Origin of the sequence: Arsenicicoccus dermatophilus, from assembly GCF_046267915.1 — a bacterium.
Classification (GTDB): domain Bacteria; phylum Actinomycetota; class Actinomycetes; order Actinomycetales; family Dermatophilaceae; genus Arsenicicoccus; species Arsenicicoccus dermatophilus_A.
The window spans coordinates 1630668-1656307 of record NZ_CP176520.1; the positions used below are offsets into that span (position 1 = coordinate 1630668).

Annotated in this window: 20 protein-coding genes; 16 read left to right on the forward strand and 4 right to left on the reverse strand. The window is 73.4% G+C overall.

What is annotated here, in order from left to right; genetic code table 11:
• Positions 1–87 precede the first annotated feature (87 nt).
• From ACK2IS_RS07955 to ppdK, 5 genes are all read left to right on the forward strand, one after another.
• On the forward strand, positions 88–2763 hold the full coding sequence (locus tag ACK2IS_RS07955; protein ID WP_409485605.1) for a GNAT family N-acetyltransferase: 2676 nt from the start codon (positions 88–90) through the stop codon (positions 2761–2763).
• An 86-nt stretch (positions 2764–2849) separates the two neighbouring features.
• Complete coding sequence (locus ACK2IS_RS07960) at positions 2850–3500, forward strand: DUF5998 family protein (protein WP_409485606.1); 651 nt, start codon at positions 2850–2852, stop codon at positions 3498–3500.
• Entirely contained in the window at positions 3497–4660 is a 1164-nt protein-coding gene (locus ACK2IS_RS07965) for an alkaline phosphatase family protein (protein WP_409485607.1), read from the forward strand. Before ACK2IS_RS07960 ends, ACK2IS_RS07965 begins: the two co-directional genes overlap by 4 nt.
• Complete coding sequence (locus tag ACK2IS_RS07970) at positions 4657–5334, forward strand: thymidine kinase (protein WP_409485608.1); 678 nt, start codon at positions 4657–4659, stop codon at positions 5332–5334. Before ACK2IS_RS07965 ends, ACK2IS_RS07970 begins: the two co-directional genes overlap by 4 nt.
• Positions 5335–5498: 164 nt before the next feature.
• Positions 5499–8201: a pyruvate, phosphate dikinase gene (ppdK, locus tag ACK2IS_RS07975; protein ID WP_409485609.1), complete on the forward strand. Its 2703-nt coding sequence runs from the start codon at positions 5499–5501 to the stop codon at positions 8199–8201.
• Positions 8202–8383: 182 nt separating this feature from the next.
• Here ppdK and sepH read toward each other — a convergent pair whose 3' ends face one another.
• Positions 8384–10216 carry a septation protein SepH gene (gene sepH, locus ACK2IS_RS07980; RefSeq protein ID WP_409485610.1) on the reverse strand — a complete coding sequence of 611 codons (1833 nt, stop codon included), beginning with the start codon at positions 10214–10216 and terminating at the stop codon, positions 8384–8386.
• Positions 10217–10312: 96 nt separating this feature from the next.
• On the opposite strand from sepH, the gene ACK2IS_RS07985 reads away from it, so the two are divergent.
• The 8 genes from ACK2IS_RS07985 to ACK2IS_RS08020 all read left to right on the forward strand — a co-directional run bounded on the left by ACK2IS_RS07985 (position 10313) and on the right by ACK2IS_RS08020 (position 15688).
• Entirely contained in the window at positions 10313–10948 is a 636-nt protein-coding gene (locus ACK2IS_RS07985; RefSeq protein ID WP_409485611.1) for a trimeric intracellular cation channel family protein, read from the forward strand.
• Entirely contained in the window at positions 10945–12060 is a 1116-nt protein-coding gene (locus ACK2IS_RS07990; RefSeq protein WP_409485612.1) for a ferrochelatase, read from the forward strand. The genes ACK2IS_RS07985 and ACK2IS_RS07990 overlap by 4 nt, the downstream gene beginning before the upstream one ends.
• A 28-nt stretch (positions 12061–12088) precedes the next feature.
• Positions 12089–12940, forward strand: coding sequence for an inositol monophosphatase family protein (locus ACK2IS_RS07995; protein ID WP_409485613.1), 852 nt, complete (start codon positions 12089–12091; stop codon positions 12938–12940).
• A 123-nt stretch (positions 12941–13063) separates the two neighbouring features.
• The gene (locus ACK2IS_RS08000) at positions 13064–13360 is read left to right on the forward strand and encodes a DUF4193 domain-containing protein (RefSeq protein WP_241451616.1); all 297 of its coding nucleotides are present in this window, start codon (positions 13064–13066) and stop codon (positions 13358–13360) included.
• A 1-nt stretch (position 13361) separates the two neighbouring features.
• Positions 13362–13826, forward strand: coding sequence for a dUTP diphosphatase (gene dut / locus ACK2IS_RS08005; RefSeq protein WP_409485614.1), 465 nt, complete (start codon positions 13362–13364; stop codon positions 13824–13826).
• Positions 13827–13884: 58 nt separating this feature from the next.
• Positions 13885–14577: a DUF3710 domain-containing protein gene (locus ACK2IS_RS08010; protein ID WP_409485615.1), complete on the forward strand. Its 693-nt coding sequence runs from the start codon at positions 13885–13887 to the stop codon at positions 14575–14577.
• The gene (locus ACK2IS_RS08015; RefSeq protein WP_409485616.1) at positions 14577–15002 is read left to right on the forward strand and encodes an OB-fold nucleic acid binding domain-containing protein; all 426 of its coding nucleotides are present in this window, start codon (positions 14577–14579) and stop codon (positions 15000–15002) included. Before ACK2IS_RS08010 ends, ACK2IS_RS08015 begins: the two co-directional genes overlap by 1 nt.
• Positions 14999–15688: a DUF3159 domain-containing protein gene (locus ACK2IS_RS08020; RefSeq protein WP_409485617.1), complete on the forward strand. Its 690-nt coding sequence runs from the start codon at positions 14999–15001 to the stop codon at positions 15686–15688. The genes ACK2IS_RS08015 and ACK2IS_RS08020 overlap by 4 nt, the downstream gene beginning before the upstream one ends.
• Positions 15689–15736: 48 nt before the next feature.
• Here the strand turns inward: ACK2IS_RS08020 and ACK2IS_RS08025 are convergent, their stop codons facing one another.
• Positions 15737–16450, reverse strand: coding sequence for a potassium channel family protein (locus tag ACK2IS_RS08025; protein WP_409485618.1), 714 nt, complete (start codon positions 16448–16450; stop codon positions 15737–15739).
• Positions 16451–16457: 7 nt separating this feature from the next.
• Positions 16458–17120: a potassium channel family protein gene (locus tag ACK2IS_RS08030; RefSeq protein WP_409485619.1), complete on the reverse strand. Its 663-nt coding sequence runs from the start codon at positions 17118–17120 to the stop codon at positions 16458–16460.
• Between the two features lie 78 nt (positions 17121–17198).
• Here ACK2IS_RS08030 and ACK2IS_RS08035 point away from each other — a divergent pair, with 78 nt between their 5' ends.
• The 3 genes from ACK2IS_RS08035 (at position 17199) to acnA (ending at position 23621) form a co-directional block, all read left to right on the forward strand.
• Positions 17199–19277 carry an APC family permease gene (locus tag ACK2IS_RS08035; RefSeq protein ID WP_409485620.1) on the forward strand — a complete coding sequence of 693 codons (2079 nt, stop codon included), beginning with the start codon at positions 17199–17201 and terminating at the stop codon, positions 19275–19277.
• Positions 19277–20638, forward strand: a complete 1362-nt coding sequence (locus tag ACK2IS_RS08040; protein WP_409485621.1) for a class I SAM-dependent RNA methyltransferase — start codon at positions 19277–19279, stop codon at positions 20636–20638. The genes ACK2IS_RS08035 and ACK2IS_RS08040 overlap by 1 nt, the downstream gene beginning before the upstream one ends.
• 199 nt (positions 20639–20837) lie before the next feature.
• The gene (gene acnA, locus ACK2IS_RS08045; protein ID WP_409485622.1) at positions 20838–23621 is read left to right on the forward strand and encodes an aconitate hydratase AcnA; all 2784 of its coding nucleotides are present in this window, start codon (positions 20838–20840) and stop codon (positions 23619–23621) included.
• A 179-nt stretch (positions 23622–23800) separates the two neighbouring features.
• On the opposite strand, the gene ACK2IS_RS08050 is transcribed toward acnA, so the two are convergent.
• Positions 23801–25555, reverse strand: a complete 1755-nt coding sequence (locus ACK2IS_RS08050) for an NAD-binding protein (RefSeq protein ID WP_409485623.1) — start codon at positions 25553–25555, stop codon at positions 23801–23803.
• Positions 25556–25640 lie beyond the last annotated feature (85 nt).

Below are 25640 nucleotides of genomic sequence, written 5' to 3' on the forward strand. Positions count from 1 at the left end.
ACATACCCGGTGGACGCGCACCGGGCCCCGCCGGACCGGGCGCGCCCCACCGTGCCCGGGGCAGGTGGTCGTGCCACGCTAGGCCCCATGAGCGAGCAGCGCGGCAGCCTCGGACCTGGTCGGCTGGGAGTCTCCGACCCCTCCTCGTGGGAGGCGGACGTGGTGCTGCGGGACGGCTCCGTGTGCCACCTGCGCCCGATCCGGCCGCAGGACCGGGCGGGGATCCAGGCGTTCCACGCACGGCAGTCGGCCGAGTCGATCTACCTGCGCTTCTTCGCCCCCCTCAAGGAGATCAGCGACAAGGACCTGACCCGCTTCACCGAGGTGGACCAGGTGAGCCGGGTGGCCCTGGTCGCGACGGTGCGCGAGGAGATCATCGGGGTCGGCCGCTACGACGTGGTGACGCCGGGCGTCGCCGAGGTGGCGTTCAACATCTCCGACCACGCGCAGGGCAAGGGCATCGGGTCGGTGCTGCTGGAGCACCTCGCCGCGATCGGGCAGGAGCTGGGGGTCGAGGAGTTCGTCGCCGACGTGCTGCCGCAGAACCGCAAGATGATGCGGGTCTTCACCGACGCGGGCTACGAGGTCCGCCACCACTTCGACGACGGCGTCATCGCGGTGTCCTTCCAGATCCGCCCCACCGAGCGCTCCGAGCTGGTGCGCCTGTCCCGCGAGCACCGCGCCGAGGCGGAGAGCATCAAGGCGGTCGTGGAGCCGGCGTCGGTCGCCGTGGTGGGGGCGAGCCCGCGGGTCGAGGCGCTGGGGCACCTGGTGCTGGACGACATCCTGCACGGGTCGTACGCCGGCAGGCTCCACGCGGTGCACCCCACCGCCACCGAGGTGCTCGGCGTCCCCTGCCACCCGACGGTGTCGGCGATCGGGGAGCCGGTCGACCTGGCCCTGGTGTGCGTGCCGGCGGACCGGGTGCCGGACGTCGTGGACGACTGCGCGGCCGCCGGGGTGCGGGCGCTGGTCGTCGCGTCCGACGGCTTCGCCGAGGCGGGCCCGGAGGGGGTGGAGCGGCAGCGCGAGCTGCTGCGGCGCGCGCACGCGGGCGGGATGCGGGTGGTCGGGCCCAACACCATCGGCATCGCCAACACCGGGCTCGGGCTCAACGCCACGGTCGCCCAGCACCTGCCGCGGGCCGGCGGGCTGGGGCTCTTCGCCCAGAGCGCCGCCCTGGGGGTCGCGCTGCTCGCCGCCGTGGACCGGCGCGGGCTCGGGATGTCGGTGTTCGCCTCGGCAGGCAACCGCGCGGACGTGTCCGGCAACGACCTGATGCAGTACTTCATCGACCACGAGAGCACCCGGGCCGTCGGCATGCACCTGGAGTCGGTCGGCAACCCGCGCAAGTTCTCCCGGATCGCCCGCCAGCTCGCCGCCGTCAAGCCGGTCGTCGTGGTCAGGGCCGGCCACCACGGCCATGCCGTCCCGCCGGGGCACCCGGTCCGCCGGGCCCGGGTGCCGCGGGGGGCCTTCGACGCGATGATGACCCAGGCCGGCGTGATGCAGGTGGAGTCCATCGCCGAGCTGTGCGACGTCGCCGCCCTGGTCGCGGCCCAGCCGCTGCCGCGCGGACGGCGGGTGGCCGTCGTCGGCAACGCCCACGCCCTGGGCGCGCTCACCACCGACGCCTGCCTCGCCCGCGGCCTCGAGGTCACCCACGGCCCGGTCTGCCTGGCCCCGGAGGCCACCGCCGGGGAGTTCGACCACGCGCTGCGCGCGGCACTCGCCGACGAGGCGGTCGACGCCGTCCTCACGACCTTCATCCCCCCGCTGGTCACGGCGGACGAGAGCGTGGTCGAGGCGGTGGCCGCCATCGCGACCGGCGCCCCCAAGCCCGTGCTCAGCACCTTCCTGGGGATGCGGCTCGGCGACGCCGCCAGCCGCACCACCCCCGGGCTCGCGGGGGGCTTCCCGACGTACGCCATGCCCGAGGACGCGGTGCGGGCGCTCGACCACGTCAGCCGGTATGCCGCCTGGCGCCAGGCCGACAAGGGGGAGCGGCTGACCTACGACGACGTCGACCGGCACGCGGCGTTCGCCGTCGTCGACGCGGTCTTGCAGGAGTGCCCCGAGGGACGGACCCTGACCGACGACGAGGCGTCCCGGCTGCTGGCCGCGTACGGCATCGACGTCTGGCGCCGGGTCCGGGTCCGCACGCCCGAGGAGGCCGTCGCCGCCGCCGACGTGGTCGGCCGCCCGGTGGTCGTCAAGTCCGTCTCCCAGGTGCTGCGCCACACGCCCGGGCTCGGGGCCCTGCGCCTGGACCTGCACGACGACGGGGACGTGGTGGAGGCGGTGGCGCACCTGGCGACGCGGTTCGCCTCGGTGGGAGACCCGGCGCTCGTGGTCCAGCGGATGGCCGAGCCCGGGGTGGCCTGCGTGGTCGGCTCGGTGGAGGACCCGCTCTTCGGGCCCGTCGTGAGCTTCTCGGTGGCGGGCACCCCCACCGACCTGCTCGGGGACGTGGCGCACCGGATCCCGCCACTGACCGACGTCGACGTCGCCGACCTGGTGCGCTCGGTCCGCGCCTATCCGCTGCTCGACGGTCACCGGGGCGCCCAGCCGGTCGACCTGGCCGCGCTGCACGAGGTCATCGGGCGGGTCAGCCTGCTGGCCGACGACTTCCCGGAGGTGGCCGCGCTGGAGCTCAACCCGGTGAGCGCCCGCGCCGGCGGGGCGGACGTGCTGGGCGCCGAGGTGAGGGTGGCACCGCCCGCGCTGCGGACCGACGCGGACCGCCGCGCCATGACCACGTGAGCCCGCCGGGCGACGACGGCGTGATCCCCCGGTCGCGGGCAGGAGAGACGCGCGAGAGCGGTCCGACCGTCGTCAGAGGTGCCAGAATGGCGGCCATGCCCAGAGCCTCCGTCAGCCCAGCCGACCTGCTGCCGCACAGCCTGCGCCGCGACATCGAGCGCGCCGGCTACTACCCCGCGCTGGTGGCGGACGTCGTGGCCGAGGCCGTGGCCGGGGAGGAGGTCGTCGAGCACCTCGTGCACCAGGAGACGACCTTCGACAACGAGGAGATCCTGCGCCACCTGACCGTGCTCGTCCTCACCCGGTCCCGGCTCGTGGTCGGGCACGTCGACGACCACCTGGAGATGCACGCCGAGCCCGGGGTGCCCCGCACCGGCCGGGCCGGGGAGCGCCCGTCCGGCGCCGGGGACCCCGTGGTCATGGCGACCTCCGAGTCGGTGCCGCTGGCCAGCGTCCGCGGCGTCATGCTCACCCACGTCGTGGGGTCGGCCGCGGCCTACCGTCCCGGCACGCTCGGGTCGGAGGTGACCGTGACCCTCGGCTGGGGCGCGGTCAGCCGGATCGACCTGCCGCCCGCGTCGTGCGCCGACCCCTCGTGCGAGGGCGACCACGGCTACGACGGCACCGTCACCAGCGACGACATCTCCTTCCGGGTCAGCGCCGACGCGGACGGCCCCGAGGCGGTTCGGCAGGCACGAGCCTTCGCCCGGGCCCTGTCCCTGGCCACCGGCCGGTGAGCGCGCGCGGCAAGGGTGGGCTCCTCGGCCGGGCCTACGCCGGACTCGGCCTGGCCGACGTGCTGCCAGGGGTGGCCCGCTCCCTCGGGGTCGACCTCGGCCCCGCCGAGGTCGCCAAGGTGCGGCTGGCGCCCGCGCGCCGCGCCGTCGTGGTGCTGGTCGACGGCATGGGGCGCCGGCTCCTGGACGCCCGGCGGGGACACGCGCCCTTCCTGCGCCAGGCCCTCGACGGCTCGCCCGCGCTGCAGTCCGGCTTCCCCTCGACCACGGCTACGAGCATGGGCACCTTCGGCACCGGCCTGCCCCCGGGCGCGCACGGGCTCGTGGGCTACCAGGTGCTCGTGCCCGGAGAGGACCGCACCTTCAACGAGCTGGCCTGGGACGAGGGCGTGGACCCCTTCGCCTGGCAGCCGCACGAGACGGTCTTCGAGCGCTGCGTGGCCGCCGGGGTGGCGGTGACCCGCATCGGCCCGCACTTCTTCGACGGCTCCGGGCTCACCAATGCCGCGCTGCGCGGTGGTCGCTTCCAGGGCGCGATGGACCTGGACGCCCGGGTCGAGGTCGCCGCCCGCGCCGCCGCGGCCGACCCGCGAGCCCTCGTCTACCTCTACTGGGGCGACCTCGACAAGGCCGGCCACGTGCACGGCTGGCAGTCCCCGCAGTGGACCGCCGAGCTGGAGCACGTCGACGACCAGCTCGCCCGCCTGCACCGGATGCTTCCGCCCGACTGCGCCCTGCACGTCACCGCCGACCACGGCATGGTCGACGTGCCCCTCGACGCCCGCACCGACCTGGCCCAGGTGCCGGACCTCGCGGCCGATGTCCGCCACGTCGGTGGCGAGCCCCGCGCGCTGATGCTGTATGCCGAGCCCGGCGTCGCCCCCGCCACCGTCGCCGCCCGCTGGGCCGACCACCTGGGCGATCAGGCCCTGGTGCTGACCCGCGAGGAGGTGCTCGAGCGTCGGCTGATGGGCGTCGTCGACGACCGCGTCGCCCCCCGCATCGGCGACGTGGTCGTGGCCATGACCGGCGACATCGCCGTGGTCGACTCGCGGTCCATGCGGCCCGAGCTGATCGCCCTGGTGGGCGTGCACGGGTCGGTGACCGACGCGGAGACCGCCATACCCCTGCTCTCCTGGACGCCGAGGAGCGGCGCGTGACCGACGCCGCCCGCGAGGCCCGTCCCGCGCCGGACCAGAAGCCGCTCTTCGGGATCTGCCACCTGGCACCCGCGGTCGGTCGGCTCCGCTTCCACGCCGGGCTGATGGGCGCCGGCAAGTCCGCGCTCGCCATCCAGGTCGGCTTCCACCGTCGCCAGGCCGGGCGACCGGGGCTCATCTTCACCTCGGCCGACCGCGCGGGCGGGGGCACCCTGTCCTCCCGGCTCGGGATGTCGGTCAGCGCGCGGGAGTTCGACGCGGCCACGGACTTCGTGGACACCCTCGGGGAGGCGCTGCCGCCGCGCGGCTTCGTCATCGTCGACGAGGCGCAGTTCCTCACCCCCGAGCAGGTGGAGCAGCTGGCCCGGGTGGTGGACGAGATGGCGGTCGACGTGGACTGCTTCGGGTTGCTCACGGCCTTCGACTCGCGGACCTTCCCCGGGTCGCGGCGGCTCGTCGAGCTCGCCGACGACATCCTGGACCTGGTCGAGGTGCTGTGCTGGTGCGGGCAGGCCGGCCGGGTCAACGCGCGGATCGAGGGCGGTCGGGTGATCCGCTCCGGCTCGCAGGTCGCGGTCGGCGACCTCGCCGGCGGGGGAGCGGGGGCGACCTATCGGGTGCTGTGCCGTCGGCACTGGCGCGAGGGTGACCTCGGACCGGGACTCCTCGGCTGACCGGTCTCGACCTGCAGGTACGTCGTCGCAGGGCCCCTGGCGACCGGCTCGGCCGGGGCAAAGGCCACCCCGCGTCGGCGGCCCTGGGCGCGGTTCGTTAGGTTGGTCGCACAAGGACGAGCCTCTCGGCCCGCGGGCCACAAGATTGTCAAGGGAGACGATCGATGACGCAGTACGTCTACGACTTCGAGCACGGTGACAAGGACCAGAAGGACCTGCTCGGGGGCAAGGGTGCCAACCTCGCGGAGATGACGAAGCTCGGGCTTCCCGTCCCGCCCGGGTTCACCATCACCACCGAGGCGTGCCGGGCCTACCTCGCCCAGGGCCAGGCTCCCGCCGAGCTCGGCGTGCAGGTCACCAAGGAGCTGCGCCTCCTGGAGCAGAAGATGGGCCGTCGCCTCGGCAACTCCGAGGACCCGCTGCTCGTGTCGGTCCGCTCCGGCGCCAAGTTCTCCATGCCGGGCATGATGGAGACCGTCCTCAACATCGGGCTCAACGACGACTCCGTCGAGGGCCTCGCCCGCGTGGGCGGCGACGACCGCTTCGCCTGGGACTCCTACCGTCGCCTGATCCAGATGTTCGGCGCGACGGTCATGCACATCGACTCGAGCAGGTTCGCCGAGGCGCTGGACCGCAAGAAGCAGGAGCACGGCGCCAAGACCGACCCCGAGCTGTCCGTCGACGGGCTCAAGGAGCTCGTCGAGGAGTACAAGGAGATCGTGCGCGAGGAGACCGGCCGCGACTTCCCCCAGTGGCCGCGCGAGCAGCTGGACATGGCGATCATCGCCGTGTTCAAGTCGTGGAACACCGAGCGGGCCCGCCTCTACCGCCGCCGCGAGCGCATCCCGCACGACCTGGGCACCGCCGTCAACGTCTGCACCATGGTCTTCGGCAACATGGGCGAGTCCTCCGGCACCGGTGTCGCCTTCACCCGGGACCCCTCCACGGGGCACTCGGGCCACTACGGCGACTACCTCATCAACGCCCAGGGCGAGGACGTCGTCGCCGGCATCCGCAACACCATGTCCCTGGCCGACATGGGCGACCACCACCCCGAGCCCTTCAAGCAGCTCGAGGCCAACCTGCGCCTGCTGGAGACCCACTACCGCGACCTGTGCGACGTCGAGTTCACCGTCGAGCGCGGCAAGCTGTGGATGCTGCAGACCCGCGTCGGCAAGCGCACGGCCAACGCCGCCTTCCGCATCGCCGGCCAGCTCGTCGACGAGCAGCTGATCACCATGGACGAGGCCCTCGAGCGCGTCACCGGCGAGCAGCTCGTCCAGCTCATGTTCCCCCAGCTCGACCCCAACGGCGAGCGCACCCTGATCACCAAGGGCATGGCCGCCTCCCCGGGGGCCGCGGTCGGCAAGGTCGTCTTCGACTCCGCCGCCGCCGTCGAGCAGGCCGCGCAGGGTGAGGACGTGCTCCTGGTCCGTCGCGAGACCAACCCGGACGACCTGTCCGGCATGATCGCCTCCCGAGGCATCCTCACCGCCCGTGGCGGCAAGACCTCCCACGCCGCCGTCGTGGCCCGCGGCATGGGCCGCACCTGCGTCTGCGGCGCCGAGGAGCTCGTCATCGACCCGGTTGCGAAGACCATCACGGTCGGCGGCAAGACCTACGGCGAGGGCGACTGGATGTCCATCGACGGCGCCACCGGGGAGGTCTTCGAGGGTCGTCTCGAGGTCGTGCCCAGCCCCGTCATGCGCTACCTCGAGGAGGGCCTGGAGGCCGGCATCGAGGGCCAGGACGACGAGACCGTCGAGCTCGTCCGCGCCGTGGACCGCATCCTCAAGCACGCCGACTCCGTGCGGCGTCTGCAGGTGCGCACCAACGCCGACACCGCCGAGGACTCCCAGCGCGCCCGTCAGCTCGGTGCCCAGGGCATCGGCCTGTGCCGCACGGAGCACATGTTCCTCGGGGACCGCCGCGTCCTGATCGAGCGGATGATTCTCGCCAAGGAGGAGGGTGAGAAGCAGGCCGCTCTTGACGCGCTGCTGCCGCTGCAGCGTCAGGACTTCGTGGAGATGCTCGAGGCGATGGACGGCCTGCCCATGACCGTCCGTCTGCTGGACCCGCCGCTGCACGAGTTCCTGCCCGACCTGACCGAGCTGTCGGTCAAGGTCGCCGTGGCCGAGGCCAAGGGCGAGGCCGACCAGCGCGACACCGAGCTGCTGGAGGCGGTCCGCAAGCAGCACGAGTCCAACCCGATGCTGGGTCTGCGCGGCGTCCGTCTCGGCCTGACCGTCAAGGGCCTGTTCGCCCTGCAGGTGCGGGCGCTGGCCGAGGCCGCCGCCATCCGCAAGCAGGCGGGCGGTGACCCCCGCCCCGAGGTGATGGTCCCGCTGGTCGGCTCCATCAACGAGCTCGACCTGATCCGCGACGAGTCCGAGCAGATCATCCGCACGGTCGCCGAGGAGAAGGGCGTGGAGCTGTCCATGCCCATCGGCACCATGATCGAGCTGCCCCGCGCCGCCCTCACCTCCGAGCGCATCGCGGAGTCGGCCGACTTCTTCTCCTTCGGCACCAACGACCTGACGCAGACCACGTGGGGCTTCTCGCGCGACGACGTCGAGGCCGCGTTCTTCAACAACTACATGGACAAGGGCGTCTTCACGGTCAGCCCCTTCGAGACCCTCGACCAGACCGGCGTGGGTCGTCTGGTGAAGCTGGGCGCCGAGGGCGGCCGCAAGGGCAACCCGGACATCCACCTCGGGGTGTGTGGTGAGCACGGCGGCGACCCGCAGTCGATCCACTTCTTCCACGGCGTGGGTCTGGACTACGTGTCCTGCTCGCCGTTCCGCGTCCCGGTGGCCCGCCTCGAGGCCGGCCGCGCGACGGTCGGCGACAGCAACGCCACCGCCTGACCCGACCGGTCGACCGCAGGGCGCCTTCCTCGAGGGGGAGGCGCCCTGCGGCGTGCCCGGCCCGGGCCGGTCGACGACGAGCCGGCACGTCGACAGACGGTGGGGCGGACGGTGCCGGCGCCACGGTGCCAGGAGTCAGCGGCGCGGGCCCGTCCGCCCCGCGGCACCGGTGCGCCAGAGGGCTACTCGCCGTCCTTCCTGGCCGAGCCGAACATGATGTCGTCCCAGCTGGGGACCGACGGTCGACCGGCCTTGCGGCGCTGCTGGGCACGTCGCTGCCCGCCCGTCCGGGGCGTGGGCTCGCCTACCGATGCCTGCGACCGGGGTGCGCGGTCCTGGGGCGGGTCGTCGGTCGCGGCGTCCTGCGCGGTCGGGGGATCGGGGCGGGGACCCGGCGTCGCGGGTCTCGCGGGCGCCGAGGGCGGCCGAGCGTCGGCGTCGGCGGCCCCCGGGATCGGTCTGGCTGCCCGCGAGTCGGTGCCCTGGGTGTGGTTGGCGAGGGCGATGGCATCGTCCGCCGGGTCGAGGTCGCGGCGACGGCGGCTCGGCTCCACGGGGACGATGCGGGGCTCGCTGCGCTCGACCTCGACGGCGGGCGAGTCCTGCTCTCGGTCGGCCGCGGGCTGCGCGGGGGTGGGGGCCACCGTGGGGGCGCAGGGGGCCGGGGCGGCAGTGTCAGGGGTCGGTCGGTCTGCTGGTTCGCCGGTGCGGGGTTCCACGTCCTCACCGCGAGCCGCGCCGAAGGGCGCCGGAGGATGCTGGGGGTCCGCCGACCGGGCCGCTCGGCTCACCGGACCGCCCTGGGGCAGGACCGGGGCCGTCGTGTCCGGGTCCGCTGCCGGGAGGGCCGGGTCGTCGGGCTGGGCGGGGCCCACCGCCGCGCTCCCGGGGACAGCGCGCGTGGGCGGGGTCTCCGTCCGCGTCGTGTCCGGCCCCGGCTCGAGGGCGGGTACCGCTGCGGGGGCGAGGGACTCGGCACGCGTCGCCGTCGCCGGGTCACCACCGTGGCGGGGCGCGACGGCCTCCAGCGCGGCGTCCAGCTCGGACACCGGGGTGGGAAGGGAGGCTGTGGGGACGATGGCGGGCCGGGTCGGGGCACCGGCATCCGCCTGCTCAGCCAGCACCCCCGGCGGCGGGTCGCCGTCCTCGTCGCTGCGCCCGATGGCCGTGGCGTCCGGGAGCGGGCTCCCGGGCGGACGGGTGCCGACGCCGCGCGGGGTGGCCTTGCGCGACCGGCGGCGACCGGCGGCGCTGCGCTGCCGCATGGACGCGACCAACTCGGCCTCCTCGTCATCCTGCCTGCGTCGCCCGGTGACCACCGGCGGCGGGCTCTGGGCGGGACGGTGCTCGTCCGGCGGGGCGGTGTGCGGCGCGTCGGCCGGCGGCGGGAGGGCGCGCCGGGGCGGTGAGGTGTTGAGAGGCACCAGGGGCTCCGGCCCCTGGCCCTCGGCGTCGCCGCTGAGCCAGCGCGCCTCGTCGTCGACGGGGGTGACCCCGCGGGTGCCGAGGTCGAAGTGCCAGCGCGCCTCGCGCAGCCGCCCGCCCGCGGCGAAGGTGAGAGCCAGCGTCCACGGCGATCCCTCGGTCCGCCAGGCGTCCCAGGAGGCGGTGGCCGCGTCGACGCCGCGCTCGTCGAGCCGTTCGGCCACCCGGGTGGCCAGCATCTCGGCACCGCCGCTCGCGCTGCGCAGCCGCACGGCCGTCGCCAGCCCGGCGACGTGCTCGCGCTCGGCGATGACGGGCCCCTCGAACTTGGCGATCTTGTCCCTGGGCCACCCGCTCAGCTCGGCGACCTCGTCCGCGGAGGCGCCCCCGCGGATGAGCGCCTGGACCTGACGTGGGCTGACCGACGGCGGCTCGGCGGACCGCTGGTCAGGGCGGGGTCGCTCGTGCCGGATCAAGGAGCGCAGCGCCGGGTCCAGGGCGACGCGGTAGCGGGCGCCAGCCTCGTCGGCGAGGAGCAGGTGCACGCCGTCGTCGGCGAGTCCCACCAGCCGCAGGTCCTGCACGCTCATGCGATCTCCATCCTCCTCCGACACGTCCCCACCTAGGTTTCCACGAATACGGCTGGTCACCAACCGTGGCGCGCCGTACCGCTAGGCTGGTGAGCCATGCTCGCCTCCCACCCCGCGGTCCTCCTCGGGCTCGACCTGATCGGGGTCTTCGCCTTCGCACTCTCGGGTGGCCTCGTCGCGGTCCGCAAGGGCCTGGACGTCTTCGGAGTGCAGGTGCTCGCCTGTGTCACCGCGCTCGGCGGCGGCGTCGCCCGCGACGTCGTCCTCGACGTCCGCCCCGTGGGGCTGAGCGACTGGCGACTCGTCCTGACGGCCGTGGCCGCCGGCTTCGTGGCCTTCGGCTACGCCCACGGGGTGGACCGCTTCGCCAGGGTGGTGCTCACCATGGACGCCCTCGGGCTGGCGACCTTCATGACGGCGGGGACCCTCAAGGCGCTCCAGCTGGGCGCCCCCGCCCTGGAGTCGGTCCTCGTCGGGCTGATGACGGCCGTGGGTGGGGGCATGATGCGAGACGTGCTCGCCGGCGTGGTTCCCGAGGTGCTCCGCACCCAGCTCTACGCCATACCTGCGCTCGCCGGGGGAGCACTGCTGGCTGCCGCGCACACCGCCCGGGCCCAGGGCGTGGCCGTCACGCTCGGCTGCGCCACCTTCGTCTTCGTGGTGCGCATGGCGGCGCTGCGGTGGCGGTGGCAGGCACCTCACCCACCTCGACCCTCCAGGAGCCAGTCATGACCCAGCAGCCCGACGTCACCGAGAGCACCGTGGCCCCCTACGACGCCGTGCTCGTCCTGTCCTTCGGCGGACCCGAGCAGCCGCAGGACGTCCTGCCCTTCCTGCGCCAGGTGACCGCGGGGCGGGGCATCCCCGACGAGCGGCTGCGGATCGTCGGGCAGCACTACTACGACCGCGGAGGACGCAGCCCGGTCAACGACCTCGGGCGGGCACTCGTGGCGGCGCTGCACGCCGAGCTCGCGGCACGCGGGTGCCCGCTGCCCGTCGCGCTCGGCAACCGCAACTGGGCGCCGTGGCTCGTCGACACCCTGCGCGAGCTGCACGACCGGGGCGCCCGCCGGGTGGTGACGGTGGTGACCAGCGCCTACTCGTCCTACTCCTCCTGCCGGCAGTACCGCGAGAACCTCGCCGACGCCGTCGCCACGCTGCACGCCGAGGGTCGGGAGCTGGCCGTGGACAAGGTCCGGGTCTACGCGACGCTCCCGGGCTTCGCAGCGACCATGGCCGGGCTGACCGCGCAGGTGGTGGCGGGGCTGCCGGCCGAGCGGCTGGCGACCACCCGCGTCGCCCACGTCACCCACTCGATCCCTACGCCGATGCAGACCAGCTCCGGACCGGTGGGCGACGAGGAGGAGGGGTACGTGCAGCAGCACCTGCGGGTCGCCCGGCTCGCCGACGAGGCGGTGACCGCGCGGACCGGGCGGCAGGTGCCGAGCGCACTGGTCTACTGCTCGCGGTCCGGGGCTCCGGGGCAGCCGTGGCTGGAGCCGGACGTCAACGACCACCTGGAGCAGCTGGCGGGCGAGGGGGTCACCGACGTCGTCGTGGCCCCCGTCGGCTTCGTGTCCGACCACATGGAGGTCGTCTACGACCTGGACACCGAGGCGGCGGCCACGGCGGAGCGGCTCGGGCTGCGCCTGCACCGGGTGCCGACGGTGGGCACCCACCCGGACTTCGTGGCGGGTCTGGCCGACCTGGTGCTCGAACGGGCCGCGCTGGCCCGGGGCGAGGAGGTCGAGGCGGCGGCCGTCGCCGGCCCGGCCCTGTGGAGCACCTGTCCTCCCGGGTGCTGCCGCGGACGGGGGGAGCGCCCGGCCCTCTGCGGGGGATGACCGAGCCCGCGGTGACAGGATGGGCGTCATGACCGACTCGCTGATGCCTCCCGCCGGCACCGACCTGCCTGCCCTCGAGCGTCTCGCCCTCGACGTCGCCCGCCGCTGCGGCCGGCTGATCGTCGACGAGCGTCCCGGCGATCTGGGGGTGGCGGCCACCAAGACGAGCCGCACCGACGTGGTCACCGTGATGGACCGGCGCTCGGAGGCCCTGGCTCGCGAGCTGCTGGCCGCGGCGCGGCCCGAGGACGGCTTCCACGGCGAGGAGGCCGGGCGGGTGACCACCCGGTCCGGGATCACCTGGGTCGTGGACCCCATCGACGGCACCGTCAACTATCTCTACGGCATCCCGGCGTATGCCGTCTCCGTCGCGGCCGTCGTCGGTGCCCCGGACGTCCCGGGGGCCTGGCGACCGGTCGCGGGGGCCGTCGTCGAACCGGTCACCGGCGAGGCCCACGTCGCCCACCTCGGGGGCGGCGCGCGCCTGGTCACCGGCGCGGGCGAGCGCACCCTGGCCGTCCCTGCCGCCGACGACCTGGGGGCGGCGCTCCTGGCGACCGGCTTCGGCTACGAGGCGTCGGTGCGCGCGGAGCAGGGGCGGGTGATCGCCGAGGTGCTGCCCCGTGTGCGGGACATCCGCCGGAGGGGGAGCGCGGCCCTGGACCTGTGCTGGGTGGCCGACGGCCGGGTGGACGCGTACTTCGAGCGGGGCCTGCACGAGTGGGACCTCGCGGGAGGCTGGATCGTCGTCACCGAGGCGGGCGGCACGGTGCGTGGGCTGGGGGATCGACCACCCGCTGACCCGGTCACCATCGCCGGCCCGGCGGGGCTCGCGGACGGTCTGGACGCCGTGCTCAGGCGTGTCGTCGACCAAAGGTGACGCAGGCGCCGCCGATCGGGCATGATTCGGCCCGACGCCGGGGCACGCACATGACCACCGAGGTGCGGGACCGGGCCGACGACGGGGATGCTCCCCGCCAGGGCTGGATTCGAGAGGGCCGAGATGGCAACTGATTACGACGCACCGCGCAAGACCGACGACGACATCTCCGAGGACTCGATCGAGGAGCTGAAGGCCCGCCGCGGCGACGTCTCGTCCTCCAGCGTCGACGTGGACGAGACCGAGCAGGCCGAGGGCTTCGAGCTGCCTGGCGCGGACCTGTCCGGCGAGGAGCTGTCGGTGCGTGTGCTGCCGCGTCAGGCCGACGAGTTCACCTGTGGCCGCTGCTTCCTCGTGCACCACCGCAGCCAGCTCGCCAAGGAGGTCGGCGGCCAGCCGATCTGCCGCGAGTGCGCGTGACATGAGCAGCGGGCATGCCGGCCCTGCCGAGGTGGAGGTCCTCCTGCAGCGTCTGGACGACGGGCTGCCGGCGCCGACCTACGCCCGCGACGGGGACGCGGGCGCCGACCTGCGCGCCCGTGAGGACGTCACCCTGGCTCCCGGTGAGCGCCGGCTGGTGCCCACCGGCGTGGCGGTCGCGCTGCCCGCGGGCTGGGCGTGCTTCGTCCACCCGCGGTCGGGCCTGGCGCACCGGCACGGACTGACCGTCGTCAACGCCCCCGGCACCGTGGACGCGGGCTACCGGGGCGAGATCTTCGTCAACCTGCTCAACACGGACCGGGTCACCCCGGTCGAGCTGCGTCGCGGGGACCGCATCGCTCAGCTGGTGGTGCAGCCCGTGGCTCGCGCGGAGTTCGTCCGCGTAGACTCGCTGCCTGGCTCCGCGCGTGGCGCGACCGGGCACGGGGCCAGCGGGTCGGCCTGACCGGTCCGGTCGCGACCCCGACGAGACCCCACCGACACCGACGAATGCCGAGGACCCCGTGGCCTTCTTCCGCCGAGACAAGTCCCAGTCCACCGACGCCGCCGAGGCGCGGTCCGAGGAGCAGGTGACGGTCCGGGAGCACGGGCCCTACGACCGCTGCGAGGTGTCCGACGTCAGCGACCGCCTCGACCTCGGCGGTCTCCTGGTCCCCGGTGTCGACGGCATGGAGATGCGCCTCGAGCTCGACCAGTCGACCGGCGACGTCGTGGCCGTGAGCTGCCACCTGGGTGAGTCGGTCCTGCAGCTGCAGGCCTTCGCGGCGCCACGCACCCTCGGCATCTGGGACGACATCCGCGACGAGATCGCCGCAGGTATCGAGAACGCCGGCGGCTCCACGCAGATCTTCGACGGGCCGCACGGCACCGAGCTCGCGGTGATGATGCCGTCCGGCCCGGGGCAGTACACCCCGGCGCGTTTCGTCGGCGTCGACGGACCTCGCTGGTTCCTGCGCGGCTTCCTCACCGGCCCGGCGGCCACGGACTCCGGCGCGGCCGCTGCGCTGCTGCACGTGTTCAGCGAGGTCGTCGTGGTCCGCGGCGACCACGCGATGGCGCCGCGCGAGATGCTGCCGCTGCGGCTGCCGGAGATCGCCCAGCAGCACGGTGAGCTGGTCGAGGAGGACCTGGGTCCCCGCAGCACCGACGACCTGCAGCCCTTCGAGCGGGGCCCTGAGATCACCGAGATCCGCTGATGGTGGTCGGCCGCCCCGGTCTGCTGCGCCGCCTCGTCGGGCGGATGACCACGCCCGTGGAGGAGCTGGAGGCCGACGAGCTGCGCTCGGACGCCGACCGGCTGGGTGCCACGTCCATCGCCGAGCTGGTGGACCGGCAGGTCGCCACCGTCTCCGGTGCGGTCCGCTCCACGACGCTGAGCCCCGAGGGCCGGGTGCCGGCGCTCAAGGCCGAGATCTACGACGGCACCCAGCCCCTGCAGCTGGTCTGGTTGGGGCGGCGCCGGATCGCCGGCATCCGTCCCGGTGTCTCGCTGACCGCCCGGGGTCGGGTGTGCCGGGTCGACGGCTATCCCACGATCTACAACCCGCGCTACGAGCTGCTCCCCGGTCGCGGCGCCACACCGACCGCACCCGCCGCACCGGCCGAGGGGACCCGCCCGTGACCCGGGAGCCGGCACCGGCGACCACGGTCGAGGAGGTCATCCGCACCCGCCTCAGCGCGGCGATGGGCGGGTGGCGCGGCTCGGTCGAGGCGGCGCTGCCCACGATCGCCTTCGTCGTGGTGTGGCTCGTCCGCCACGACGTCCGCGCCGCCGTGGTCGTGTCCGCCATACCCGTGCTGATCCTGCTGGTGGCCCGTCTGGTCCAGCGGCAGACCGTGCAGTTCGTGCTGACCAGCCTGGTCGCCACCGCCTTCGCGGCGGTCTTCGCGCTGCGCTCGGGGCGGGCGGAGGACGCCTTCCTGCCCGGGATGATGATCAGCGGGGCCTACCTGGTCGGCACCGTCACGTCCATCCTGGTCGGGTGGCCGCTCATCGGCTTCCTGGTCGGGATCGGCGACCCCGACTTCAAGGACGACCCGGTCGCCTGGCGTCGGGACCGACCGCTGGTGCGGGTGGCGAGCCGGCTGACCTGGGTCCTGGCGGGCCTGTTCGCGGTGCGCCTGGTCGTGATGGTGCCGCTCTACCTCACCCACCAGGTGGCGGCGCTCGGCATCGCCAAGGTCGCCCTCGGCTGGCCGGCCTACGTCGCGGCCATCGCGATCATGGGCGTGGTGCTCGTGCGCGGGGCGACCCCCACCGAGCAGCAGGCCGCCCGCGCGGCCACGCGGACCGACGACCTCGCCTGACGGCGCCCCGCGGGCACTCCCGGGCGGGTGCAACCGGGGCCGCCTCCGTCAGAGGTCGTCCTCGTCCTGCGCTCCCGGGTCGACCTCGGCGCGCGGCTTGCGGGGACCGGGGGAGAGCAACGACTCCAGCTCGTCCTCCACGTCCTCGACGGTGAGGAAGAGCAGCTCGTCGCCGATCTCCAGCGAGTCGTCGCGGCTGGGGGCGATCGGCAGGCCGTCGCGGATGATGCCGACGAGCACGGTGTCCCGGGGCAGCGGCACGTCGGCGACCCTGGCAGCGGCGTAAGGGCTCTCGGACGGCAGGGTCAGCTCCACCATCGTGGCGCCGCCCTTGTTGAAGGTGAAGATCTGCACCAGGTCACCGACGCTCACGGCCTCCTCGACCAGGGCCGTCATCAGCCGCGGGGTCGAGACGGCGACGTCGACGCCCCAGGACTCGTCGAACATCCACTCGTTGCGCGGGTTGTTGACGCGGGCGACGGTGCGCGGCACCCCGAACTCGGTCTTGGCGAGCAGGGAGACGACCAGGTTGGCCTTGTCGTCTCCCGTGGCCGCGACGACCACGTCGCAGTCCGCGAGCCCGGCCTCGGTCAGCGCCGTGATCTCGCAGGCGTCCGCGAGCAGCCAGGCCGCCTCGGGGACCCGGCCGGCCTGGACGTCGTCCGCGTCCTTGTCGACCAGGAGGACCTGGTGCCCGTTGTGCAGCAGCTCACGGGCGATGGACCGACCGACCGAGCCGGCTCCGGCGATGACGACACGCATGGCACTCTCACTCGTGGACGGGCGGGGCGGCGAGCACCCGCTCGATGTGGGGGATCTGGTCGGTCGTCGACAGGAAGCGCACGATGTCGCCCTCCTGCATGACGGTGTCGGGACCGGGCAGCAGGCCCTGCCCGAATCGGGTGAGGTAGGCGACGCGGGCGCCCGCGGCCGCCTCCATCGCGGTCAGCCGGTGGCCCACCCAGGCCTTGTCCACGGCGACCTCGCTCAGCGCGACCTGCCCGCTGGGGTCGATGAGCTCGGGCACGGAGCCCTGCGGCATCAGCCGGCGCACCACGCGGTCGACGGTCCACTGGACGGTGGCCACGGTGGTGATGCCCAGGCGCTGGTAGATCTCGGCACGACGAGGGTCGTAGATCCGGGCGACGACGTGCTCGACCCCGAAGGTCTCCCGGGCCACGCGCGCCGCGAGGATGTTGGAGTTGTCGCCGTTGCTGACCGCGGCGAAGGCGTACGCCTGCTCGATGCCCGCCTCGCGCAGCGTGTCCCGGTCGAAGCCGATGCCCTTGACCCGGCGACCCTCGAAACCGCGCCCGAGACGCCGGAAGGCCGAGGCGTTCTGGTCGACGACGGCGACCTCGTGCCCCGCCTCCTCCATCTTGAGCGCGAGGGTGGACCCCACGCGTCCGCAGCCCATGATCACGATGTGCACCCCGCCACGCTACACCGGCAGGGTCGTCCGGCCCGGTGCCGCGTGGGTCCGTCGGTGCCCGGCCCTACAGTGGGGGACGTGGCAGAGCTCGGACGTGCGATCAAACGTGTGGTGGTGGGCCCGGCCATGCGGTCGGACAAGCTGGGGGAGACGCTGCTCCCCAAGCGGTTGGCCCTGCCGATCTTCGCCAGCGACGCGCTGTCGTCGGTGGCCTACGCGCCGGACGAGATCTTCTTGACCCTAGCCCTGGCCGGCGGCGCCATGGCGACGACGCACTCCTGGCAGATCGGCCTGGGCGTAGTCTTCGTCATGGTCGTCGTGGTGCTGTCCTACCGGCAGAACGTCCACGCCTACCCGTCGGGTGGCGGCGACTACGAGGTGGCGACCGAGAACCTCGGGCCCTGGGCCGGTCTGGGCGTGGCGTCGGCGCTGCTCGTGGACTACGTCCTCACCGTGGCGGTGTCCATCTCCTCGGGCGTGCAGAACGCCACGGCCGCCATACCCGCCCTCGACGGGCACGAGATGCCCGTCGCGGTCGTCCTGATCGTGCTGCTGACCGCCATGAACCTGCGCGGGGTGCGGGAGTCGGGCAAGGCCTTCGCCGTCCCGGTCTACGCGTTCATGGTCGCGATCATCGGCATGGCGCTGTTCGGGCTGTTCCGCGACCTGACCGGCACCCTGCCCCCGGCGGAGAGCGCGCGGTTCACGCTCCTGCCGGAGCCGGGCTACGAAGGCCTGACCGGCCTGGCCTTCGCCTTCCTGATGCTGCGAGCCTTCAGCTCGGGCTGCGCCGCCCTGACCGGCGTCGAGGCCATCTCCAACGGTGTCCCGGCGTTCCGCCGACCCAAGTCCGCCAACGCCGCGACCACCCTGCTGCTCATGGGCGCCATCTCGGTGACCATGCTGATGTCGATCATCTACCTCGCCATCCGGACCGGGGTCAGGTATGCCGAGAACCCCGCCGAGCAGCTCCTCCTGGACGGCCGGCACGTCGGTGCGGGCTACGTCCAGCACACGATCATCGGTCAGCTCGCGCTCGCGGTGTTCGACGGCTTCCCGGCGGGCGTCATGGTGGTGTCGACCGTCACCGGCATCATCTTGATCCTGGCCGCCAACACCGCCTTCAACGGCTTCCCGGTGCTGGGGTCGATCCTGGCGCGCGACGGGTACCTGCCGCGCCAGCTGCACAACCGCGGCGACCGGCTGGCCTACTCCAACGGCATCCTGATCCTCGCCGCCGCGGCCGTGGTCCTCGTGGTGATCTTCGACGCCGAGGTCACCAAGCTGATCCAGCTCTACATCGTGGGTGTGTTCGTGTCCTTCACCCTCAGCCAGATCGGCATGATCCGGCACTGGAACCGCCTGCTGCGCACCGAGACCGACCCGGCCGGGCGCCGACGGCACCAGACCAGCCGGACGATCAACTACATCGGCGCCACCATGTCGGGCAGCGTCCTGGTCATCGTGCTGATCACCAAGTTCGCAGCGGGCGCGAAGTACGCGATCCTGGCCATGGCGGTGCTGTTCGTGCTGATGAAGGCCATCCACCGCCACTACGACCGGGTCTCGGCCGAGCTCGCGGTGCCCGAGGACGACACCACCGAGGGCCGGCTCCCCTCGCGGGTGCACGCCATCGTGCTGGTCTCCAAGGTCCACAAGCCCACGCTGCGGGCCCTGGCCTACGCCCGCGCCGCCCGCCCGTCCACGCTCGAGGCGATCACCGTGGCCGTAGACCCGCAGGACGGGGAGCGGCTGCAGGAGGAGTGGCTGCGCCGTGGGATCCCGGTGCCGCTGAAGGTGCTCGACTCGCCCTACCGCGAGATCACCCGGCCGGTCGTGTCCTACGTCGCGTCGGTGCGCCGCACCTCACCTCGTGACCTGGTCATGGTGTTCGTGCCCGAGTACGTCCTCGGGCGGTGGTGGGAGTCGATCCTGCACAACCAGAGCGCCTTCCGGATCAAGAGCCGGCTGTTGTTCATGCCCGGCGTGATGATGACGAGCGTCCCCTACCAGCTACGCTCCAGCGACGTGGTGCGGGCCGAGCTGCGGGCCGAGACCGCGGCCGGGGACCGCGGCCGGGGGACGGTCGTGAACCACGACGGGGTCCCGGTGCCGGATAGCCTGTCGGGCGACGTCACCGAGAGGAGCACCAGCTGATGGCGGAGCGAGAGCGTCCCGGACGACCGGGCGGCAGGCGCGCAGGAGGTCGCCGCGGCGGCCACGGGCGGACTGGTGGTCGCGCCACCCGCGAGCGCCAGGTCAAGGGTGAGCCGCTCGTCGGCCAGGAGGCCGAGGTGACCATCGGCAACGTGGCTCACGGGGGCTTCTGCGTCACCCGCCTGGACGGCCGTGTGGTTTTCGTGCGGCACTGCCTGCCCGGGGAGCGGGTGCGGATCCGGGTGACCGAGGGCGGCACCGGCGACCGCTTCCTGCGCGCCGACGCCGTCGAGGTGCTGGAGCCCTCCGAGCACCGGGTCACCCCGCCGTGCCCGTGGGCAGGCCCCGGCCGCTGCGGCGGCTGCGACTGGCAGCACGTGGCCCTGGACCACCAGCGCGAGCTCAAGGCACAGGTGATCGCCGAGCAGCTCGACCGGCTCGCCGGGATCGAGCTGGAGGGTCTGCGGGTGCTGCCCCTGACCGAGGACGAGACCGGCCTGGACTGGCGCACCCGGGTGGAGTTCGCCGTGGACGCGTCCGGCCGGCCCGGTCTGCGACGGCACCGTTCCCACGAGATCGAGCCGGTCGACGACTGCCTGATCGCCACCCGCCCGGTCATCGACTCCGGTGTCCTGGCGACCACCTGGGAGGGCTGCGAGGGCGTCGACGTCGTCGACGCGTCGGGCCTGGAGGAGGCCGTGCAGATCCCGATCCACCGGGACGGCACGACGGGCTCGGACCCGGGCGTCCTGGAGACGGTCGGGTTCGAGGACTGGGAGCACGCCTTCGAGGTGTCCGCCCGCGGCTTCTGGCAGGTGCACCCGGCCGCGGCCACGACCTTCCTCGGCGAGGTGGTGGCGATGCTGGACCCGCAGGAGGGCGAGCACGCCCTCGACCTGTACTGCGGGGTGGGGCTCTTCGCCGCCGGTCTGGCCGACGCGGTGGGGCAGTCCGGTCACGTCCTGGCGGTCGAGGCCGACGCCGCCGCCGTCGACCACGCCCTCGACAACCTCGAGGAGCACCCCCACGTCGAGGTCCGCCAGGGTCGCGTCGACCACGTGCTCGCGCAGGCGGCCCGCGGCGGGCTGCGAGCCGACGTCGTGGTCCTGGACCCGCCCCGCTCCGGCGCCGGGCGCCAGGTCGTCGAGCAGCTCGCCCAGCTCGGGCCGAGGGCGATCGCCTACGTCGCCTGCGACCCCTCCGCGCTCGCCCGCGACCTCGCCGTCGCCGAGGAGCTCGGTTACCTGCTCACCGACCTGGTGGCCTACGACGCCTTCCCGATGACCCAGCACGTGGAGTGCATCGCGCTGCTCGAGCCGGGTGATCCCGAGGACGGGACGGAGGCCGTGGGGGACCACTGATTCCCCGCGGGCGCCATACCCCCTCCCGGGGTCGCAGGCCCCGCACCCGTGCGAGACAATCGCGGGGCAGCAGGACCACGACGACGTGCCCTCCGGCCACGCCCTCGTGCAGCGCGCAACTAGATGTCTTGACGTCAAGAGATACCCGTGGGATTCTTGTCTTGACATCAAGACAAGAATCTCCGTGGAAGGAACAGGCGTGAGCCAAGAGAGTGTGAACAGCTTCGGAGCCAAGGACACGCTGAAGGTCGGTGACGCCTCCTACGAGGTGTTCCGCGTGGACGCGGTCGAGGGCAGCAAGACCCTGCCGTACTCCCTCAAGGTCCTGCTCGAGTGCCTCCTGCGCACCGAGGACGGCGCCAACATCACCGCGGACCACATCCGCGCCCTGGGCGGCTGGGACCAGGACGCCCAGCCCGACACCGAGATCCAGTTCACGCCCGCCCGCGTGATCATGCAGGACTTCACCGGCGTCCCCTGCGTCGTCGACCTGGCCACCATGCGCGAGGCCGTCGCCGAGCTGGGCGGCGACCCGGCCCGCATCAACCCGCTCGCCCCGGCCGAGCTGGTCATCGACCACTCGGTCCAGATCGACTCCGCGGGCTCGCCGACGTCCTTCCAGATCAACCAGGACTTCGAGTACGAGCGCAACAACGAGCGCTACCAGTTCCTGCGCTGGGGCCAGACGGCCTTCGACGACTTCAAGGTCGTCCCGCCAGGCACCGGCATCGTCCACCAGGTCAACATCGAGCGCCTCGCCCGCGTGACGATGAGCCGGGGCGGCCAGGCCTACCCCGACACCTGCGTCGGCACCGACTCCCACACCACGATGGTCAACGGCCTCGGCGTGCTGGGCTGGGGCGTCGGCGGCATCGAGGCCGAGGCGGCCATGCTCGGCCAGCCCGTCTCGATGCTCATCCCGCGGGTCGTCGGCTTCAAGCTCACCGGCACCATGAAGCCCGGCGTCACCGCCACCGACGTGGTCCTCACCATCACCGAGCTGCTGCGCAAGCACGGTGTCGTCGGCAAGTTCGTGGAGTTCTACGGCGAGGGCGTCGCCGCGCTGCCGCTGGCCAACCGCGCCACCATCGGCAACATGAGCCCCGAGTTCGGCTCCACCTGCGCGATCTTCCCGATCGACGAGGTCACCCTGGACTACCTGCGCCTGACCGGTCGCGACGACGAGCAGGTCGCCCTCGTGGAGGCCTACGCCAAGATGCAGGGCATGTGGCTCGACCCCGCGGTCGAGGCGCGCTACTCCGAGCTGGTCGAGCTCGACCTCGGCGACGTGGTCCCGTCCATCGCCGGGCCGAAGCGCCCGCAGGACCGCATCGTCCTGGCCGAGGCCAAGGAGTCCTTCCGCAAGGTCCTGCCGACGTACGTCGCGGGCCGCGAGGGCGACGGCGTCGAGGGCGAGTCCTTCCCGGCGTCCGACGCCCCCGCGCAGATGAGCGACCCGGAGCACGGCGGCGAGGCCCCGGCCGAGACCGGCTCCGGCTCCACCCGCCCGACCCGCAAGGTGGAGGTGACCACCGACAAGGGCACCTTCACGCTGGACCACGGCCACGTCGCGATCGCCTCGATCACCTCGTGCACCAACACCTCCAACCCCTCGGTGATGATGGCCGCCGCCATGCTGGCCAAGAACGCCCACGAGCGCGGTCTGCAGGCCAAGCCGTGGGTCAAGACCTCCATGGCCCCGGGCTCGCAGGTCGTCACCGGCTACTACGAGCGGGCGGGCATGTGGGAGCACCTGGACGCCCTGGGCTTCAACCTCGTGGGCTACGGCTGTGCCACCTGCATCGGCAACTCCGGGCCGCTGGACGAGGCGATCTCCGCGGCGATCAACGACAACGACCTGTCGGTGACCGCGGTCCTGTCGGGCAACCGCAACTTCGAGGGCCGGATCAGCCCGGACGTCAAGATGAACTACCTGGCGTCCCCGCCGCTGGTCATCGCCTACGCCCTGGCCGGGACGATGGACTTCGACTTCGACACGCAGCCGCTCGGCCAGGACAAGGAGGGCAAGGACGTCTTCCTCAAGGACATCTGGCCCGCCCCGCAGGACGTCGAGGCGACCATCGCCGAGTCGATCACCCGCGACATCTTCGTCGAGGACTACCAGGACGTCTTCGCCGGCGACGCCCGCTGGCAGGGTCTGGACACCCCCGAGGGCAAGACCTTCGAGTGGGACGGCGAGTCCACCTACGTGCGCAAGCCCACGTACTTCGAGGGCATGACCATGGAGCTGACCCCGGTCGCGGACATCACCGGTGCCCGCGTCCTGGCCAAGCTGGGCGACTCCGTCACCACCGACCACATCTCGCCGGCCGGCGCGATCAAGGCCGACAGCCCGGCCGGGCGCTACCTCGCCGAGCACGGGGTCGACCGCAAGGACTTCAACTCCTACGGCTCGCGCCGCGGCAACCACGAGGTCATGGTCCGGGGCACCTTCGCCAACATCCGCCTCAAGAACCTCCTGCTCGACGGGGTCGAGGGCGGCTGCACCCGCAACTTCCTCGCGGGCGGCGAGCAGACGACGATCTACGACGCCGCCGAGGCCTACCAGGCCGCAGGCATCCCGCTCGTCGTGCTCGGCGGCAAGGAGTACGGCTCCGGATCGTCGCGCGACTGGGCGGCCAAGGGCACGCGCCTGCTGGGCGTCAAGGCGGTCATCGCCGAGTCCTACGAGCGCATCCACCGCTCCAACCTGATCGGCATGGGCGTCCTGCCGCTGCAGTTCCCCCAGGGGCAGTCCGCGGACTCCCTGGGCCTGGACGGCACCGAGACCTTCGAGATCACCGGGGTCACGGAGCTCAACGAGGGCCGCACGCCCAGGACCGTGCACGTCACGGCGGTCAAGGACGGCGGCGCGGCCGTGGAGTTCGACGCGGACGTCCGCATCGACACCCCCGGTGAGCGCGAGTACTACCTCAACGACGGCATCCTGCAGTACGTCCTGCGCTCGCTCGTCAAGCGCTGACCCCTGCTCCTCCCGCTGCGGCTCGTCCTCCTCGCAGGGCGGGCCGCAGCGCCATGTCCAGGCGGTATGCCGCTGCGACGAGCCCAGGCCGGCCGGAAGGTCGGCCCCCGGCTCGGCATACGTCTGCCGGACAGACTGCCCGGCAGCCTCGCACCGAATGGGCGGGCCAGGCCTTCGGGTCAGCCAGCAACGGGCCCGGAGCCGCCCGACGCGACCGAGGCGCCGCTGCGTGCACGGCGGCAGGACCGCGCCAGCCGGTCGTGGCTGGCAGCGGTGGCGGCGACGGCGATGGCGTCGCCGGGTGCCAACGGCGCCGCGGTGGGTGGCCAGGTCCACGCAGGGGCGGGGGCGTCCTCGCCCGCACGCCGGCGCACCGCGAGCACCCGCACATGGCCCGGGATGTCGAGCTGGGCGGGGAGGCACGCCACGATCTCGGAGCCGGGCTCGACGAGGAGCTCCGCCAGCAACGCCGCCGGCTCGGCGCGGACGGCGACGGGCACCTGCGGGATCGGCCGTCCCAGCGCCCGGGCCACGATCCGGGGCGCGCAGAGCATCGACACGGACAGGCTCACCCCGGGGGCCAGCCGGTGCTGGACCCGTCTGGCGAGCTCGTCGTCGAACAGCCGCGTCACCAGCCGCAGGTCGTCCCGGGCGCTGCGGGCGACGAGCGCGATCTCGAGATTGACCGCGTCGTCGTCGGTGAGGGCCATCACCGTGTCGCAGTCCCGGATGCCCGCCGCCTCCAGCGTCGAGGGGTCGCTGGCGTGGCCGATGATCACGGGCACCTTGAGCCGGCGGATCCGGTTGACGCCGTAGGCCTCCTCGTTGCGCTCCACCGCCACCACCGCGATCCCCTCCGCCCGCAGGAGGACGACGACCTGGGTGCCGATCCGGCCCAGCCCGCACACCACGACGTGCCGGCGTGGGTGGCCGCGGACCCCTCCGGTGATGGCCTGGAGCCGGGACCCCGTGAGGGCGTCGGTCAGGACGGCGGTCAGGCCGGAGGCGAGCAGGAGACCGAGGGACTGGAAGACCACCGCGGTGACCTTCACCCGTAGGTCGGCGTCGTCCGGGTCGCCGTACCCGGTGCCGGTCGCCATGGTCACGGCGAGGTAGGCCGCCGTGAGCCAGTCCTTCTGCGCGTCGTGGTGGAAGTAGACGGTGCTGGCGACGATGACCAGGGCCAGCAGCGCGAGCACGATCCGCTGGCGTCGGTCCACCAGGTGACGCCAGCCTCCGAGCAGACCGCGGGTCCGCACCCGGCGCCGCCGCCCCGTGGAGCGGAAACCCATCGCGACCCGCGCCGTCCCGGGCGTGGCCTCGGCGCTCGGGAGCAGCCGGTCCTGCTCGTGGGTCGTCCCCGGCGCCGCCTGCTGCTCGGGGGACAGGCGCACCGGGACGAGCTTCTCGCCGGAGCGGCGGAGCAGCTCGTCGGGGCTCACGACGACGTCGCGACCGGCGACCGGTCTGCGTTCGAGCTCGCCCCGCGCGGCCGCCACGAACGTCGGTGCGGCGACGACGGCGGGGCACACCGTCTCGCAGTCCTGCAGCAGCTCCTCGAGCCGGTTGCCGAAGTCGTCGTTGACGACCTCCAGGACCAGGCGGGCCGCGGGGGTGCTCTCGGCGACGGCCAGCGCGACGCGGGTGACCTCGACCTCGTCGCGCCCGAGGACCACGACCGCGCGGGCGTGGGAGGCGTCGGCCTCCTGGAGCACGGCGTCGCGGACCCGGGGCACCTCGAGCAGCTCCACCCCGGCCAGCCCGCGCAGCTCGGCCACCAGGTCCCGGTCGGCCGCCGGCGTGCCGACGACCACCACCGGGGTGCCACCGCGAACCAGCTCGTCGGCCACGCGGATCGTCGTGGTCTCCACCCCGACGACGAGCACGTGCCCCACCCGGTGCCGCCCCCGGCCGCCCTCGGCCTCAGTCGCCATGGCTGCACTCTAGGTGGCGGCCCTCCGTCCCGCCCGTGGAGCGTTCGGCTGCGCGCAGCGCCGTCCGCGCGATCCAGAGCCGCAT

Coding starts and splice junctions, on each gene's coding strand:
- ACK2IS_RS08040 (WP_409485621.1), top strand. CDS start 19,277: ATGGCGGAGCGAGAGCGTCCCGGACGACCGGGCGGCAGGCGCGCAGGA.
- ACK2IS_RS08050 (WP_409485623.1), bottom strand. CDS start 25,555: ATGGCGACTGAGGCCGAGGGCGGCCGGGGGCGGCACCGGGTGGGGCAC.
- ppdK (WP_409485609.1), top strand. CDS start 5,499: ATGACGCAGTACGTCTACGACTTCGAGCACGGTGACAAGGACCAGAAG.
- ACK2IS_RS07955 (WP_409485605.1), top strand. CDS start 88: ATGAGCGAGCAGCGCGGCAGCCTCGGACCTGGTCGGCTGGGAGTCTCC.
- ACK2IS_RS07990 (WP_409485612.1), top strand. CDS start 10,945: ATGACCCAGCAGCCCGACGTCACCGAGAGCACCGTGGCCCCCTACGAC.
- ACK2IS_RS08015 (WP_409485616.1), top strand. CDS start 14,577: ATGGTGGTCGGCCGCCCCGGTCTGCTGCGCCGCCTCGTCGGGCGGATG.
- ACK2IS_RS07985 (WP_409485611.1), top strand. CDS start 10,313: ATGCTCGCCTCCCACCCCGCGGTCCTCCTCGGGCTCGACCTGATCGGG.
- dut (WP_409485614.1), top strand. CDS start 13,362: ATGAGCAGCGGGCATGCCGGCCCTGCCGAGGTGGAGGTCCTCCTGCAG.
- ACK2IS_RS08025 (WP_409485618.1), bottom strand. CDS start 16,450: ATGCGTGTCGTCATCGCCGGAGCCGGCTCGGTCGGTCGGTCCATCGCC.
- ACK2IS_RS07995 (WP_409485613.1), top strand. CDS start 12,089: ATGACCGACTCGCTGATGCCTCCCGCCGGCACCGACCTGCCTGCCCTC.
- ACK2IS_RS07960 (WP_409485606.1), top strand. CDS start 2,850: ATGGCGGCCATGCCCAGAGCCTCCGTCAGCCCAGCCGACCTGCTGCCG.
- sepH (WP_409485610.1), bottom strand. CDS start 10,216: ATGAGCGTGCAGGACCTGCGGCTGGTGGGACTCGCCGACGACGGCGTG.
- ACK2IS_RS08000 (WP_241451616.1), top strand. CDS start 13,064: ATGGCAACTGATTACGACGCACCGCGCAAGACCGACGACGACATCTCC.